This is a genomic window from Promicromonospora sp. NPDC059942 (genome assembly GCF_042731755.1).
Classification (GTDB): Bacteria; Actinomycetota; Actinomycetes; order Actinomycetales; family Cellulomonadaceae; genus Promicromonospora.
This window is the reverse complement of record NZ_JBHWLR010000009.1, coordinates 231,930-246,217: the sequence shown is the minus strand read 5'-3', so window position 1 is coordinate 246,217 and position 14,288 is coordinate 231,930. Positions and strand designations below refer to the sequence as shown.

Genomic DNA, 14,288 nt, shown 5'->3' with positions numbered 1-14,288 from the left:
GGTGGACCCGGGCCTCCCGGCCCGGGCCCAGGTCAACGCTGCTCGATCACGTGGTCCAGCAGCCCGTACTCCCGCGCGGACATGGCCGTGAAGATGCGGTCCCGGTCGGTGTCGGTGCGCAGCGTGCCGGCGCTCTGGCCGGTGTGCCGGGACAGCGCCGCCTCCATGTCGGCACGGATCCGGACCACCTCGTCGGCCTGCAGGATCAGGTCCGGGATCGCGCCGCGGCCCTGCGCCGCGGGCTGGTGCAGGATCACGCGGGCGTGCGGCAGCGCGGCCCGTTTGCCCTCGGCCCCCGCGGCGAGCAGCACCGCGCCGACGGCGACGGCCTGCCCCACGACGGTCGTCGACACCTGGGGCCGGATGTAGCGCATGGTGTCGTAGATGGCCATGCCGGCGCTCGGGTCGCCGCCCTCGCAGTTGATGTAGAGCTGGATGTCGCTGTCCGGGCTGCTCGACTCCAGGTGGATGAGCTGGGCGATCAGCGCGTTGGCGACGCCGGCGTCGATCGCCGTGCCGAGGTAGATGATCCGCTCGCTCAGCAGCTGCGAGTAGACGTCCATGATCCGCTCGCCCCGGGGGTGCGCGGCAATGACGTTCGGGATGGTGTAGCTGCTCATCGGGCGTCTCCCTCGGCGGTCGTCGGGGCGAACCCGGTCCGTGCGCGCTCCCGCGGCCGGATGCCGTCGAAGCCGCCCACGATCGTGTCGATGAACCCGAACTCGCGCGCCTCCTCGGCCGTGTACCAGTGGTCGTGCAACGAGTCCTCGAACACGCGTTCGATGGGCTGCCCCGTGTCCTCGGAGACGAGGCGCAGCACGGTGTCCCGGGTGTGCCGCAGGTCGTCCGCCTGCAGCTCGATGTCGACGGCGGTGCCGGCGATCCCCGAGGACCCCTGGTGCATCAGGACCCGGGCGTTCGGCAGCGCGCGACGTTTGCCCGAGGTGCCCGCCGAGAGCAGGAACTGGCCCGCACTGTAGGCGATGCCCAGCACGAGCGTGGAGACGTCGTTGGGGATGGTCCGCATGATGTCGCGGATGGCCAGCATCGCCGGCACCGACCCACCCGGGGAGTGGATCCAGAGGTCGATGTCCGACGACGGGTCCTCCGTCGCCAGCGTGATGAGCTGAGTCATCAGGAGCGTGCCGTTGTCGTCGTCGAGGGGTCCGTCGAGGACCAGGACACGCCGCTCGAACAGGTCGCGCCGGGAGCGCTCGCCGAACTGCGGGGGCTGCGGTGATTCGGTCATGACCTCACCGTGCCTCCCCGGGCTGGTCCCGGGGAGGCGGATCTGCCGTGGGCAGCACTGCTCTGAGCAGCGAGAACTATCCGACGCGCAGGCCGATCCCGAACCGCACCGGGCTGTCGGCGGGGACCTCGCGGGCCACGTAGCGCAGCCACCAGGTGCCGTCCGCCGGGTCGGGCTCGACGGCGACCAGCTCGGCGCCGGCGTCCAGCGTGACCTCCAGGCCGGGCAGCTCCCAGCGCTCGGTCGTCAGATCGGCGAAGGGGAAGCCGTCGGTGTCCGGGTCGTCCGCCGTCCGCCCGCCGCCCAGGTCCGCCTCCGGGACCCGGACGTGGAACGCGAACGCCAGGTCGCCGCCGTCGTGCCGCGCGCAGGTCAGGGTCAGCGACGGTCCGTCGGCCCGGGCGTCGACGTTCAGGCTGCTGACCAGCCGGATCCAGCCGACGTCGGCGCCGCCTCCGTCCACGTCCCCGCCCGCCCCGGAGACGCCGTCCACCAGCCAGTGCACCGTCGCCGGGTGGAACTGGTCGGCGAGGTCGCCGCGCTCACCCCCGACGTCCTCCGCGCCGACCAGCAGGCGCTCGCCGACCCACGACGTGGCGACCCGGCGCGGGTCGCGCACGATCACCTGGTCCACCTGCCGCTCGCCGCGGAACCCGGTCAGGTGCGCCAGGGCGTCGTCCGGCACCTCGGCGCACAGGACGGCGACCACGGGTCCGAGCGCGAGGTCCCACGCGTGCCTGAACGGCCGGTCCGTCTCCGGGAAGGGGGCGAGGTCCCGTCCGACGGCCGCCCACACCCACAGCCCGATCCCGGACGCGTAGTGCCGCAGGTCCATGCCGTAGCTACGGTCGTAGGGGCCCGCGAGGTTGCGCAGCCCCGCGTGGTACCGCCGCGCGGTGTCCCGCCACAGGACCGCCTCGGTCTCCGCGCCGCCGTCGCGCAGCAGGGGCTGGCGCGCGTACCGGCGCCACAGCGCCAGCGCGTACAGGTCGATGCCGTAGTACGTGGGCGAGTTGTACTCGTCGAACGTCCCGTCCACCCGGAACCGGGCCAGCACCTGCTCCGCGAGCCGCAGCGCCGGCGCCTCCCAGGCGGGTTCGCCCAGGCGGACGGCGGCGTCCTGCAGCAGGAACGCCGCCATGAGCGCGATGTTCGTGTAGTGCGCGCCGACGCCGCGCGCGAGCGACCCCTCGACGGCCAGCCGCAGCGCGGCCGCCACGCGTGGGCCCAGGTCACCCGCCAGGGCCTCGGGGAACTCCTCGGCGACGACCACCAGGGTCGTGCCGATGAACTCGCGCCAGTTCGGGTCGTAGTCGCGCCACGCGACGGACTCCGCCGTCGGGCGCGGCTCGTGCGGGCTGCGCAGCCACGTGCCGTGGAACGGCATCCCCGGGGCGTCGAGCTGGTGGTCCAGCACGCGACCGAGGGCGAGCCGGGCACGCTCCAGGTCGGACTCCGCGCCGTCCCGGGCCCCGGCCGCTCCGGAGGTGTCACCCCGGGCGGGCAGGTTCCGCGCGAGCAGGCCGACGGCGTACCAGCCGGTCTCGCGGACCAGGTGCCCCGTCGGGGCGTGGCCGCCGCCGGGTTCCTCGGGCGCTCGCAGCAGCCCTACCTCCGGGTCCCACTGCTGGTCCATCCAGTCCAGGGAGCGTGTCGTCAGGTCACGGGCGTGGGGAGTGAGCCGTTCGGGTCGCATCGCCCGCCAGTATGTCGCGGCGGCCGGCCGGGGGCCGACCGTCTCGCTGGGCGGGCCGCCGTCGGCCCTGGCTACTGTGGCCGCATGCACCTGCGCACCGCTGACGGCGTCCGGCTCGACCTCACCGAGCGGGGTCCCGCTGACGGCAGGCCGGTCGTGCTGCTCGCGGGGTTCAAGGCGGCCGCCACGTCCTGGCGGTTCCAGCTCCCCGCCCTGGCGCGGGCGGGCTACCGCGTGCTCGCCGTCGACCTGCCGGGGCACGGCGCCACCGAGCCGATGGCGCCCGGCACCACGCTGCGGCGGCGGGCCCGCGACGTCGGCGCCGTGCTGGAGCAGCTCGACCTGCACGACGCGACCCTGGTGGGCGGGTCGATGGGCGGCAACACGGTGTGGGCGTACGTCGACGAGCACGGCACGGAACGCCTGCGCAGCGTCGTGATCGTGGACCAGACGCCGAAGATGCTCAACACCGCCGACTGGCCGTACGGGTACTACGGCTACGACGAGTCGAACCGCGACACGTACTTCGCGGCCGGTCCGCCGCCCACCGGGCACGGCCGCTCGGTGTGGCTGCGCGGGATGCGCACCGTGCGCCTCCTGCGGGCGATGAGCGGCGGCTCGCGCACCATCGCCGACCCGGAGCTGGAGGTCCTCGCCGACCATGCCACGGCCGACTGGCGGCCGGTGATCGAACGGTGCGACGTGCCCGCCCTGTTCGTCGCGGGCGCCGAGAGCGAGCTCTGGCCCTCGGGCCACGCGGCCGCGGCGGCCCGGCTCGCGCCCCGCGGCACGGCCGCGGTCATCGCGAAGGACGGCCACGCCGCGAACATCGAGCAGCCCGCGGCCTTCAACCGCGGACTCCTGAAGTTCCTGGCCGCGTAGCCGCCCGGGATCCTGCCACGCACCGCCGAGTCAGCCGCCTGGTCCGTCGAGTCAGGCACCTGGTCAGGGGATCAGCCGGTCCGCGATCTCCAGCGTGTCCTCCATGAAGTGCCCGTCGTCGCGCACCACGAGCGTGCCGCCGAGCCGGTCGAACATCGCGCGGCCCTGCTCGGCGTCGCAGCCGAACTCGTCGGTGACGGAGTTGAGGAACACCAGGTCCCGGGCGTGCGCGCGGATCGCGTCCCAGTCGTAGGACTCCTGCAGCACCGGTTCCGGGCCGGGATTCGGGTTGGTCGAGTAGCCGCCCACCAGCACGGCCTGCGCCACGGTCACGTCGAGGTGCTCCAGCAGCGCCAGCAGCAGGGCGGCCCCGCCGGAGTGCCCCACGAGCACGGTGTCCTCGTCGAACGTGTGCGCGGCGAGCACCGTGGGCAGGAACGTCGCGACCGGCTCGACGTTCGTACCCGGGTGGTGCGGCGTCTCGACGTCGTACCCGCGCTGCCGCAGCCGGTCCGCGAGCCACGGGTACCAGATCCACGCCGGGTCGGCGTTGGTCCCGTGGAAGATGATCGCCCTGCGTCCCATCAGCTCTCCTTCGTCGCCGGAACGGACGGGGGCGTCCGTTCCGGCGCGGTGTCGGGGGCGGTGTCCGGCATGCTCCCCGGCACGGACGCTACCGCCCGGCCCGGCGCGACCGGGTCCACGACGAGGTTGACCTGGTCGAGCACCGGCTCGAAGCCGATCGCCGCGTACACGTGGTTCGACACGGGGTTGCCCTTGTCGGTGTAGAGGCAGACCCGGTCGCCGTCGTCGAGCACGCGTTGCGCGACGTCGGCCACGAGCGCCCGGGCGTAACCGCGTCCGCGGTGCTCGCGCGGGGTGTAGACGGGGCCGATCCGCACCACGCCGAACGACGGCGGCCGGGCGCCGGTCAGCTGCACCACCTCGCTGTCGTCCTCCCAGAGCCAGACGGCGCCCTCCTCGATCCGCTCCAAGGCGCCGCCGATCCGCAGCGGCTCCGCCTCCTCGTCGGGCGCGCGCCCCGCCTGCGTGTCGGCCTCCGTGTGGAACACGTCGAACCACGCGGTGACCACGTCGAGGTCGGCGGGCGTGGCGAGCCGGGCGCGACCCGACGGCGGCGTGGGCCGCACGATCCGCGTCGCCTCCCACAGCCGCTCCGGCCGGTCTTCGCGCACGGTGCCGCCCGTGGTGCGCACCACCTCGTCGGTGAACGCGCGGACGGCGGCGTCGGGACCGTTCGCCGAGGTCAGCGGGGCGTCGCCGGCGCGGGCGGTCCGGTCCAGGGCGGCGCGGGCGAGCAGCCGCGCGGCGTCCTGCGGCAGGTCGGGCACCCAGACGGTGTGCGGCGCGTACGGCATGGTGCGCATCGACACGCCGACGACGGCGCCGTGCTCCCGCACGACCGCCCACCACATCGGGTGCTCCGGGCGCGGCGCGCCGGGGATGAACGACCGGGCGGCCTGGCGCGTCACCGTCGCGACGACGCTCCAGACCACGGGCTCGGCGGCCAGGAGGTCGCCCGCGACGCCCAGGACGGCCGCCGGATCATCGAACAGCTCGACGCTGTAGGCGCTGGTCATCCGGCGATCCTGGCACGCGACCCGCCCCGGATCGAGCACATAACGCTCGTGTGCAGCTCGGCGCCGGGCGCGTGCCGCAGCCGACCACCCAGCGGCCCGCGGTCAGCGGTCAGCGGACCAGCCGGACCTCCAGCAGGTCCGTGTCCGGGTCGGTCGCCGTGACGCCGTCGGGCAGGAAGCCGGCGCGCTGCAGGAACTTGCGCGCCCGCGGGTTGGAGGCGAACGTCCAGACCTGGGCCGGCGTGCCGGGCGGGAGGATGTTCTCCAGCAGCGCGTGACCCACGTTGGTGCCGTGGAACGCCGGGTCGACGTACAGCTCGTGCAGCTCGATCGCCTTGGCCGGCGGCTGCCCGAGGTGCGGGCCGGACGGGTTCTTCATCGCGAAGCCGACGATCTTGTCGCCCACCTCGGCGACGAGCGCCTTGTTGCCGGCGGCCAGGATCCGCATCCAGCCCTCGGTGCGGGTGCCGAGGGTCTCGGTCTGCCAGTGCTCGGGCGGCAGGAGGTCCTCGAACATGGCGCGCCGGGTGGTCCAGTGCACGGCGGCGATGCCGACGGCGTCGTCGGGGGTCGAGGCGCGGACGTGGAAGTCTGACATGAGGGGAACGGTAACCCGACTACCTGACCATCCGGACCTCTGCCAGGTCAGCGGTGCTCGTGTCGACCACCCGCGCGCCCTCCAGGACGAAGCCGTTGCGCTCGTAGAAGCGCCGCGCCCGGGGGTTGTCCTCCGCGACCCAGAGCTGGGCCGGGGTCCCGGGCGGGACCACGGCGTCCAGCAGCGCCTGCCCGACGCCGGTCCCGTGGTACGGCGCCAGGACGTAGAGGAGGTAGAGCTGCCGGGCGCGCACGGGAAGCACGTCCTCCTGCTCGACGGCGTCGCCCGACATCGCGATGCCGACCACCTCGCCGTCGGCGTCGGCGACCACGGGGGCCGCGCCGTTCGACAGCCACCGTTCCCACGTGGTGATGCGGCGCTCGAGCGTGGCCGTGGCCCAGAACTCGGGCGGGAGGATCGCCCCGTAGGTCGTGACCCAGGTGGTGTGGTGCACCTGGGCGACCGCGGCGGCGTCGGACAGCGTGGCTGTGCGCAAGATCACGACGCGAAACATACTCCCGCACCGGGGTGCCCGATGACACGCGGCCACCACCCGGCCGCCCTCCGGCCGTCACCCGACCGGAAACCGGGCCTGACCTGGGCGTCAGCCCTTGTGCAGGGTCCCCACGAGGCACTCCTCGATGCCGACTGCCGACAGGAGCCGCGACGGCACGGCCCCGAGCCAGCCGACGGCCTCGTACGCGGGCACGAGCCGCACGTCCTTGACCACGAAGTCGGCCCCGCCGCGCTCCAGGCGCACGGTGCCCGCGCTCATCGTGTTGCGGGCCCAGTCGGTGCCCGAGCCCCACGGCAGCGGCAGCACCGCCACCACTTCCTCCTCGGGCCGGGCTGCGAACGCGACCAGGGGAGTGCGGTACTCGACCCCGGACCGGCGGCCCACGTGGTGCAGCACCACCCACGGCGGGATGCGTCCGGCGACGCGGAGCACCCACGGGTTGAGAACCTTGCCTGCCTGGACGACGAACTCTGGTGCGGCCATGGCTCCCATCATGGAACAGGTCAGCTCATACGTCAGCCCCAGGACGCGGCCCGATTCGTCAGCCGCGCTCGAAGGAGAGCACCGGCCGGCCGGTCCGGGGGTGGCGCAGGACGTCCACGCGGACGCCGTAGACCGGCTCCAGCACCTCCGGCACCAGCACCTCGCCCACCGGGCCCGCCGCGACCACGCGGCCGTGGTCGAGCAGCACCAGGTGGTCGCAGGTCGAGGCGGCGAGGTTCAGGTCGTGCAGCGCGGCGACGACGGTCACGCCGTCCGCGGCGAGGTCACGCAGCACCCGCATCGCGTGGAGCTGGGCGGAGATGTCCAGGTGGTTGGTCGGTTCGTCGAGCAGCAGCAGGCGGGGCTGCTGCGCCAAGGCCCTGGCCATGTGCACGCGCTGGCGCTCGCCGCCGGACAGCGTGCCGACGTCGCGGTCCGCGAGCTCCTTGGCGCCCGCGGCGTCGAGGGCCGCGTGGGCGGCGGCGCGGTCCGCGTCGGAGTCGCCCGCGAGCAGCGAGCGGTGGGGGATGCGGCCGAGCAGCACGGCGTCGAGCACGGTCAGCGGCAGGTCGGTCGTGGCGTCCTGCTCCACGAGGGCGAGCACCCGGGCGCGCTCCCGCCGGGGCAGGGCGGCGAGGTCGGCGCCGTCGAACGTGGTGGTCGGCCCGGCGCCGGACGGCGCCCGCCCCGCCTGCCCGTTTCCCGACGACGACGACGGCGCCCGCCCCGCCTGCTGCACCCCGGCCAGCACGCGCAGCAGGGTCGACTTGCCGGACCCGTTCGGCCCGAGCAGCCCGGTGACGGCGCCGGCCGGGGCGACCACCCCGACGTCGTCCAGGATCCCCCGCGACGAGATCTCCCAGAACACCCCCGCAACCCCCAGCCCAGCCCGTTGAGTGCTGGGTATTTGTTGGTCAGGGGCGCTTGAAACCCGCAGATGTCCAGCACTCACCGCTGGTTTCCCTTCCAGAGGAGGAACGCGAACACCGGCGCGCCGATCGCCGCCGTCACGATGCCGACCGGCAGCTCGCGCGGCTCGAACACCGTGCGGGCCAGCGTGTCGGCCCAGACCAGGAACGACGCCCCCGCCAGCGCCGACAGGGGCAGCAGCAGGCGGTGCCGCGCGCCCGTGAACAGCCGGACCGCGTGCGGCAGGATCAGCCCGACGAACCCGATGGACCCGCTCTGGGACACGAGCGCGCCGGTCAGCAGCGCCACGCCGATCAGCAGGATCCACCGCGCCCGGTTCACGGGCACGCCGAGCGCGGCGGCCGCGGTGTCGCCGAACGTGAACGCGTCCAGCACGGACCCGGTCAGCGCGAGCAGCGTGCCGAGCACCAGGACGGCGCCGCCGGCGATCGCCACCGACGTCCAGGTCGCGGACGCGACCGAGCCCATCAGCCACGACAGCACCTCGCGGAACGCGTCGCCCTTGGCCGACCAGAAGATCACGAACGACACGGCGGCCGCGCAGAGCTGGCTGATCGCCAGCCCCGCCAGCACCGTGCGGGTGGGCGTGATCGTGCCGAGCGCGCCGGCCAGGGTGAGCGCCAGGGCGAGCGCGCCGACCGCGCCCGCGAACGCCGCGACCGGGAGCAGCAGCGGGACGCCCGCGAGCAGCACCAGGACGGCGCCCAGCGACGCGCCCGAGGACAGCCCGAGCAGGTACGGGTCGGCGAGCGGGTTGCGGGTCAGCGACTGCATCACCGCGCCGCAGACCGCCAGGCCCGCGCCGACGGCCGCCGCCGTCAGGATCCGGGGCATCCGGAGCTGCCACACCATGCCGTCGCGCAGCGCGGACAGCGGCTCCAGCCCGAGCGGCCCGCCGAGCCCCAGGTGCGTGGCGAGTGACCGGCCGACCTCGGACAGAGCCAGGTCCGCCGGCCCGATCGTCACCGCGACGCCGACGCTCAGCAGGAGGACGAGCGCCGCGACGGGCAGCGCGAGCCAGCCGCCCGGCCGCGGGGAGACGCCGGGTCGGCCCGGCACGCCGGGCACGCTCCGTCGTCCCGGCACGCTCGGTCGTCTCGCCACGCCCGGCACGGAACCGCTCACCGGTCGAGGTCCGCCAGCTGGTCCACCACCGAGGCCACGGCGTCGACGTTCCGCACGCCGGCCTCCGTCGCAGGGAAGGGCAGCACGACGTACCGCTCGTCCTTGACCGCGGACATCTCGCGGGTCGCCGGGTTGGCCTCCAGCGCCTGGATCTTCGCGTCCGCCGGGTTCCAGGCGGCGTCGACCAGCACGATCACGTCGGGGTCGGCCTCGACCACGTTCTCCCAGCCGAGCGAGGTCCACGTGTCGTGGACGTCGGCCGCGACGTTGGTCAGCCCGGCCGCCTCCATGATCATCTGGGGCGCGCCGATGCCCGCGCCGACGTACGGGGTGTCGTCGCCCGAGGACCACCACAGCGCCGTCAGACCGCGGTCGTCGGGCTCGATCGCGTCCAGCGCCGCCCGCTGCTCCTCGACGAGCGCGGCCGCGGCGTCGTCGGCGTCGAACAGGGAGCCGACCTCCTCGATCTCGGCAAACACCGTGTCGAAGGTGAGCGGGTCCGGCATGTACCCGTCCTCCTTGCAGGCGGCGGGGGAGACGTACGTCGCGACGCCGAGCTTCGCGAGGGTCTCGCGGTCGCCCGCGGTCTCCGCGGTCAGGTTGGACTCCCAGCCGGCGTAGACCAGGTCGGGCTCCAGCTCCAGGGTGGCCTCGGAGCCGGGCGCCTCGTCGGCGAACGGCTCGTCCACGGCGGGCACGGACTCCAGGGAGTCCGGCAGCGGCCCGTCGAGGAACGCCGAGCCGACGATCCGGTCGCCCAGGCCGAGCGCCAGCAGCATCTCCGTGGTGGACGACTTGATGGTCACCACCCGTTCCGGCGGCGTGGCGACCTCGGTCTCGAACCCGCAGTTGTCCAGGGTGACGGGGAATCCGGCCGACGCCGGGGACGCGCCCTCGGCGTCCACCGCACCGGGTGCGGTGGCCGAGCAGGCGGCGAGGGCGAGGGCCGCCGCGGCGACGACGGCGGGCAGGACGACGGTCCGTGCGGACGGGCGGGACGCACGGGAAAGGCGGGGGTTCACGCGATGGCTCCAAGGGTCGACGAACAGCCCACGACATGAGTGCCATGGGTGCACAGCGACGCGCCATCTCGCGTCCGGGCGGGGAAGCGGCTCACGACGAGAGCCGCATCGGCGGGCCAAAGCGTGGCCCGCGACCCGGCCGCCACATTACACCGGCCGACCTGCGCGTTCCGGGCGCTTTCGCTCTCGGCGTCGGACCCGGCCGACGGCGAGCGGCCGCCGAGGTTAGGGTGCCGCCATGAGCGACAGCACCGCCCCGCAGACCGGTTCCGAGACCACGCCGACCCGACGCGCCCTGGTGACCGGTGCGTCGTCGGGCATCGGTGCCGCCACCGCCCGCCGGCTACGCGCTGACGGCTGGGACGTCGTCGCGGCGGCCCGGCGTGCGGATCGCCTGGAGGCGCTCGCGGCGGAGACCGGCTGCGAGGTCTACGCCGTCGACGTGACCGACGACGCCGCCGTCACCGCCCTCGCAGAGCACCTCGCCGCGACCGGCGGGCTCGACGCCGTGGTGAACAACGCGGGCGGCGCGCTCGGGCTCGACCGCGTGGAGTCGGCCGATGTCGACGGCTGGCGGCAGATGTACGAGATCAACGTGCTGGGCACGCTGCGCGTGACCAAGGCCGTGCTCCCGCTGCTGCGGGCGGCCGGCGCCGCCAAGGGCGTGGCCGACGTCGTGAACGTGACCTCGACGGCCGCCCAGGGCGCCTACGAGGGCGGCGCCGGATACACGGGCGCCAAGCACGCCGAGCACATGCTGTCCCAGACGCTGCGCTGGGAGATCGCCGGCGAGCCGGTGCGTGTCATCGAGGTGGCCCCCGGCGCCGTCGCGACCGAGGAGTTCTCGCTGGTCCGGTTCGGCGGCGACGCCGCGAAGGCCGCCGCCGTCTACGAGGGCTACACGCCGCTGGTCGCCGACGACATCGCCGACACCATCGCCTGGACCCTGTCCCGCCCCGACCACGTCAACATCGACCTGGTCACCGTGCGGCCGCGGGCGCAGGCGCACAACTCGAAGATCGTGCGCAACACCGGGATCTGAGCGCCGCGCACGTCCCCGGCCGGTCCGGGCGAGTTCTTACGGGATCGTCATGATCTGCGTCCGGGCTCGGTCCTCCCAGCAACCCGTGCCAGGCTGAGCCCATGACTCAGGCAACCGAGAGCCCGGCGGCCCCGCGGGCCGACCGCTCTCCGGGAGACGCGGGCTGGGCCGCCCTGGCCGGCGTGCTCGCCGGTGGTGCGGGCCTCGCCGTCGCGGAGCTCGTCGCGGCCGTCGTCGCACCCGGCGCCAGCACGCTCTTCGCGGGCGGCGCCGCCGTGATCGACGCCGTGCCCGGCTGGCTCAAGGACGTCGCCGTGCAGCTGTTCGGCACCAACGACAAGGCGGTCCTGCTCGGGACGATGGGCGTGGTGCTCGCCCTGGGCGCGGCGCTCGCGGGCTGGCTGGAGCTGCGCCGCCCGCCGTACGGTGCGCTGCTGATGGGCGCCGTCGGCGTGGTCGGGGCCATGGTCGCGGTGCTGCGCCCGGACGCGACGCCCATGTGGGCGCTGCCCAGCATCATCGGGTTGGGCGCCGGCGTGCTCCTGCTGCGGGCGGCCGTGGCGCGGCTGCGGCCGGTGCCGTCCCGGCGCGCGGCATCGGGCAGCGGTTCGGGCGGCGCGACGTCGGGCGGCGGGGTGGACCGCCGCGGGTTCCTGACCGTCTCCGGCCTCGCCGTGGGCGTGGCCGCGCTGGCCCTGGTGGGCTCGCGCGTGCTCTCCGCGGGTTCGACGGCGGTGAGCGCTGTCCGGGAGAAGCTCCGCCTGCCCACGGCGCGCACGACGGCGCCCCCGGTGCCCGCCGGCGCGGACCTGAAGCTCGACGGCCTCACCCCGTACGTCACGCCGAACCCGGACTTCTACCGCATCGACACCGCGCTGATCGTGCCGCAGGTCGACCCGAAGGACTGGTCGCTGGAGGTCCACGGCCTGGTGGACGAGCCGTTCACGATCACCTGGGACGAGCTCCTCGCGCTTCCCCTGGAGGAGCACCACGTGACGCTGGCCTGCGTGAGCAACACCGTGGGCGGCGACCTCATCGGCAACGCGCTGTGGCTCGGCTACCCGATCCGCGCGCTGCTGGAGCGCGCCAAGCCGCGCGCCGGCGCCGACATGGTGCTCTCCCGGAGCGACGACGGGTTCACCGCGGGCACGCCGCTCGCGGTCCTGCAGGACCCCGACCGCGACAGCCTGCTCGCGATCGGCATGAACGGCGAGCCGCTGCCCGTCGAACACGGCTTCCCCGCGCGGCTCGTGGTGCCCGGCCTGTACGGGTACGTGTCGGCCACCAAGTGGGTCACCTCGCTGGAGGTCACCACCTTCGACGCCGACCAGGGCTACTGGACGCCGCGCGGCTGGTCCGCGCTGGGGCCGATCAAGGTCGAGTCGCGCATCGACATGCCGCGCGGCTCCGCGCCCGCCGGCGCGGTGACCGTGGCCGGCGTCGCCTGGGCGCAGCACACGGGCATCGGCAAGGTCGAGGTCCGGGCCGACGACGGCGACTGGGTCACCGCCGAGCTCGCCGAGACGGTGGGCCCCGACACGTGGCGCCAGTGGCACGCGTCGATCGACCTGGCCGCGGGCAACCACACCCTCGCGGTGCGGGCCACGGACGCCGACGGCCTGGTCCAGACCGAGGCCGAGGCGCCGCCCGCCCCCGACGGCGCGACGGGCTGGCACACGGTGACGGTCTCGGTGGGCTGAGCCTCGGTGGGCTGAGCCTCGGCGGGCCGCCCGGCCCGCCCGTCAGCCCGGCTCGGCGGCCCGAGCGTTCAGCAGAACGGCGTGGACGCCGACGACGTCGCCGCCACGAGCAGCTTCTGGAGCTGGTCGCGCTGCTCCGGGCCGAGGGACTCGAAGACCTCGTCCTCGACGGCGGTGAGCGCGGCCTCCGCCTGGCAGAGCAGCGCGACGCCGTCGTCGGTCAGGGAGACCACGTGCCGGCGCCGGTCCTGCGGGGAGCGCCGCCGCTCGACCAGGTGCTTGCCCTCCAGCTCGTTGAGCAGCCCCACGATGTTGGTGCTGTCCAGCACGAGCGCGGCGGCCAGGTCACGCTGCGTGATCTCGGCCCGGTCGCGGAGCACGGTGAGGGCCACGAGATGCCGGGTGCGCAGGCCGAGCGGCGCCAGCGCCGACTCGCTGCGCCGGCGCAGATGACGGGCCAGGTAGTCGATGAGCGCGCCCGATCGACGTACCGACTGCTCCAGCACCGGCGGCTCCTCCACGGTGTCTCCTTCGTCGTCGCGACCCCGTTGCAACCCTACGGGAGCACGGGGTCGCGACGTGGGGAATTACGCCGTGAGCGGGCGCTCAGGCGGTGGCGACCGCGGGCGCCCACAGGTCGTCGATGGCGGCCTCGGCCTGCCGGCGGCTCTCCTCGGCCAGCGGCACCAGCCCGGCCATCGCGGGGTTGGTCCCCGCGAGCGTCAGCTCGGTGGTGATGAAGCGCGGCTCCAGCCCCACCATCGCCACGCCGTGCGGCAGCCACGCCGTCGCGTGGTCCCAGCCGTGCCGGGGCGCGCCCTCGCCGTACCCGCCGCCGCGGGAGACGACCACCACGAAGTCGCGGCCGCCCAGCAGGCCCTCGCCGGTCTCGGGGTCGATGGACAGCCCGGGGGCCATCAGGTGGTCCACCCAGGACTTCACCGTGCTCGGCGCCCCGTAGTTGTAGATCGGCAGGCCGAGCAGCACCGTGTCGGCGGCCGCGACCTCGCCCACGAGCTCCGAGATCCGGGCCCACGACTCGGCCTGCTCGGGAGTGTGCTGGTCGGCCGGCAGGCCGCGGCTGACGTTGGCGGCCGTGTCGAAGTGCGGCACGGGGTGCGCGCCGAGGTCGCGGTAGGTCACCGTGCCGCCCGGGTGCGCGGCGTGCCAGGCGCTCGCGGCCCGTGCGGTGAGCTGCCGGCTGACCGAGTTGTCGCCCTGGATGCTCGCGTCGATGTGCAGCAGTGTTGCCATGGTCGGGTTCCTCCTGGAGGTGTCGTGTCCGGCCGATGCGGCCTCCAAGGTCAATCGTTCGTGAACCACAGAGTATTTCCCCTCCGCATGTGATCTGGCTCACCTTTGCCCGCCCCGGGTCCCGGGGGTGGGGGGAGGAAGGAGGGGAGGGAGGGGCGGAGGCGGGGCGGGGGAATAGCGGAGCGCGCC

Annotated in this window: 16 protein-coding genes; 3 read left to right on the top strand and 13 right to left on the bottom strand. The window is 74.4% G+C overall.

Going from position 1 to position 14,288, the window contains the following annotated elements; translation table 11 throughout:
* Window positions 1–32: 32 nt before the first annotated feature.
* The 3 genes from ACFV9Q_RS16820 to ACFV9Q_RS16810 all read right to left on the bottom strand — a co-directional run bounded on the left by ACFV9Q_RS16820 (window position 33) and on the right by ACFV9Q_RS16810 (window position 2,945).
* Complete coding sequence (locus ACFV9Q_RS16820; protein WP_377235343.1) at window positions 33–620, bottom strand: ClpP family protease; 588 nt, start codon at window positions 618–620, stop codon at window positions 33–35.
* Window positions 617–1,249: a ClpP family protease gene (locus tag ACFV9Q_RS16815; protein WP_377235342.1), complete on the bottom strand. Its 633-nt coding sequence runs from the start codon at window positions 1,247–1,249 to the stop codon at window positions 617–619. Before ACFV9Q_RS16815 ends, ACFV9Q_RS16820 begins: the two co-directional genes overlap by 4 nt.
* A 76-nt stretch (window positions 1,250–1,325) precedes the next feature.
* Window positions 1,326–2,945, bottom strand: a complete 1,620-nt coding sequence (locus tag ACFV9Q_RS16810) for a hypothetical protein (protein WP_377235341.1) — start codon at window positions 2,943–2,945, stop codon at window positions 1,326–1,328.
* Between the two features lie 84 nt (window positions 2,946–3,029).
* Between ACFV9Q_RS16810 and ACFV9Q_RS16805 the strand changes: the two genes are divergently transcribed.
* Window positions 3,030–3,827 carry an alpha/beta fold hydrolase gene (locus tag ACFV9Q_RS16805; protein WP_377235340.1) on the top strand — a complete coding sequence of 266 codons (798 nt, stop codon included), beginning with the start codon at window positions 3,030–3,032 and terminating at the stop codon, window positions 3,825–3,827.
* A 63-nt stretch (window positions 3,828–3,890) separates the two neighbouring features.
* On the opposite strand, the gene ACFV9Q_RS16800 is transcribed toward ACFV9Q_RS16805, so the two are convergent.
* The 8 genes from ACFV9Q_RS16800 to ACFV9Q_RS16765 form a co-directional block, all read right to left on the bottom strand.
* Window positions 3,891–4,412, bottom strand: a complete 522-nt coding sequence (locus tag ACFV9Q_RS16800; RefSeq protein WP_377235339.1) for an alpha/beta fold hydrolase — start codon at window positions 4,410–4,412, stop codon at window positions 3,891–3,893.
* Complete coding sequence (locus ACFV9Q_RS16795; protein WP_377235338.1) at window positions 4,412–5,428, bottom strand: GNAT family N-acetyltransferase; 1,017 nt, start codon at window positions 5,426–5,428, stop codon at window positions 4,412–4,414. Before ACFV9Q_RS16795 ends, ACFV9Q_RS16800 begins: the two co-directional genes overlap by 1 nt.
* 109 nt (window positions 5,429–5,537) lie before the next feature.
* Window positions 5,538–6,026, bottom strand: a complete 489-nt coding sequence (locus ACFV9Q_RS16790) for a GNAT family N-acetyltransferase (protein ID WP_377235337.1) — start codon at window positions 6,024–6,026, stop codon at window positions 5,538–5,540.
* A 19-nt stretch (window positions 6,027–6,045) separates the two neighbouring features.
* A complete protein-coding gene (locus tag ACFV9Q_RS16785; RefSeq protein WP_377235336.1) occupies window positions 6,046–6,528 on the bottom strand; it encodes a GNAT family N-acetyltransferase in 483 nt (160 codons plus the stop codon).
* 102 nt (window positions 6,529–6,630) lie between these two features.
* Window positions 6,631–7,026 carry a nitroreductase family deazaflavin-dependent oxidoreductase gene (locus ACFV9Q_RS16780; protein ID WP_377230777.1) on the bottom strand — a complete coding sequence of 132 codons (396 nt, stop codon included), beginning with the start codon at window positions 7,024–7,026 and terminating at the stop codon, window positions 6,631–6,633.
* Window positions 7,027–7,084: 58 nt separating this feature from the next.
* Window positions 7,085–7,894, bottom strand: a complete 810-nt coding sequence (locus ACFV9Q_RS16775) for an ATP-binding cassette domain-containing protein (protein ID WP_377235335.1) — start codon at window positions 7,892–7,894, stop codon at window positions 7,085–7,087.
* A gap of 80 nt (window positions 7,895–7,974) precedes the next feature.
* Window positions 7,975–9,015, bottom strand: coding sequence for a putative F420-0 ABC transporter permease subunit (locus ACFV9Q_RS16770; protein ID WP_377235381.1), 1,041 nt, complete (start codon window positions 9,013–9,015; stop codon window positions 7,975–7,977).
* Between the two features lie 62 nt (window positions 9,016–9,077).
* Window positions 9,078–10,103, bottom strand: coding sequence for a putative F420-0 ABC transporter substrate-binding protein (locus ACFV9Q_RS16765; protein ID WP_377235334.1), 1,026 nt, complete (start codon window positions 10,101–10,103; stop codon window positions 9,078–9,080).
* Window positions 10,104–10,341: 238 nt separating this feature from the next.
* Here ACFV9Q_RS16765 and ACFV9Q_RS16760 point away from each other — a divergent pair, with 238 nt between their 5' ends.
* Window positions 10,342–11,145 (top strand): SDR family oxidoreductase, encoded by an 804-nt coding sequence (locus ACFV9Q_RS16760; RefSeq protein ID WP_377235333.1) that lies wholly within the window; start codon window positions 10,342–10,344, stop codon window positions 11,143–11,145.
* Between the two features lie 101 nt (window positions 11,146–11,246).
* Window positions 11,247–12,845 (top strand): molybdopterin-dependent oxidoreductase, encoded by a 1,599-nt coding sequence (locus tag ACFV9Q_RS16755; RefSeq protein ID WP_377235332.1) that lies wholly within the window; start codon window positions 11,247–11,249, stop codon window positions 12,843–12,845.
* A gap of 68 nt (window positions 12,846–12,913) precedes the next feature.
* On the opposite strand, the gene ACFV9Q_RS16750 is transcribed toward ACFV9Q_RS16755, so the two are convergent.
* Both ACFV9Q_RS16750 and ACFV9Q_RS16745 read right to left on the bottom strand, forming a co-directional pair.
* The gene (locus tag ACFV9Q_RS16750) at window positions 12,914–13,366 is read right to left on the bottom strand and encodes a MarR family winged helix-turn-helix transcriptional regulator (RefSeq protein ID WP_377235331.1); all 453 of its coding nucleotides are present in this window, start codon (window positions 13,364–13,366) and stop codon (window positions 12,914–12,916) included.
* A gap of 85 nt (window positions 13,367–13,451) precedes the next feature.
* Complete coding sequence (locus tag ACFV9Q_RS16745; protein WP_377235330.1) at window positions 13,452–14,099, bottom strand: FMN-dependent NADH-azoreductase; 648 nt, start codon at window positions 14,097–14,099, stop codon at window positions 13,452–13,454.
* Window positions 14,100–14,288 lie beyond the last annotated feature (189 nt).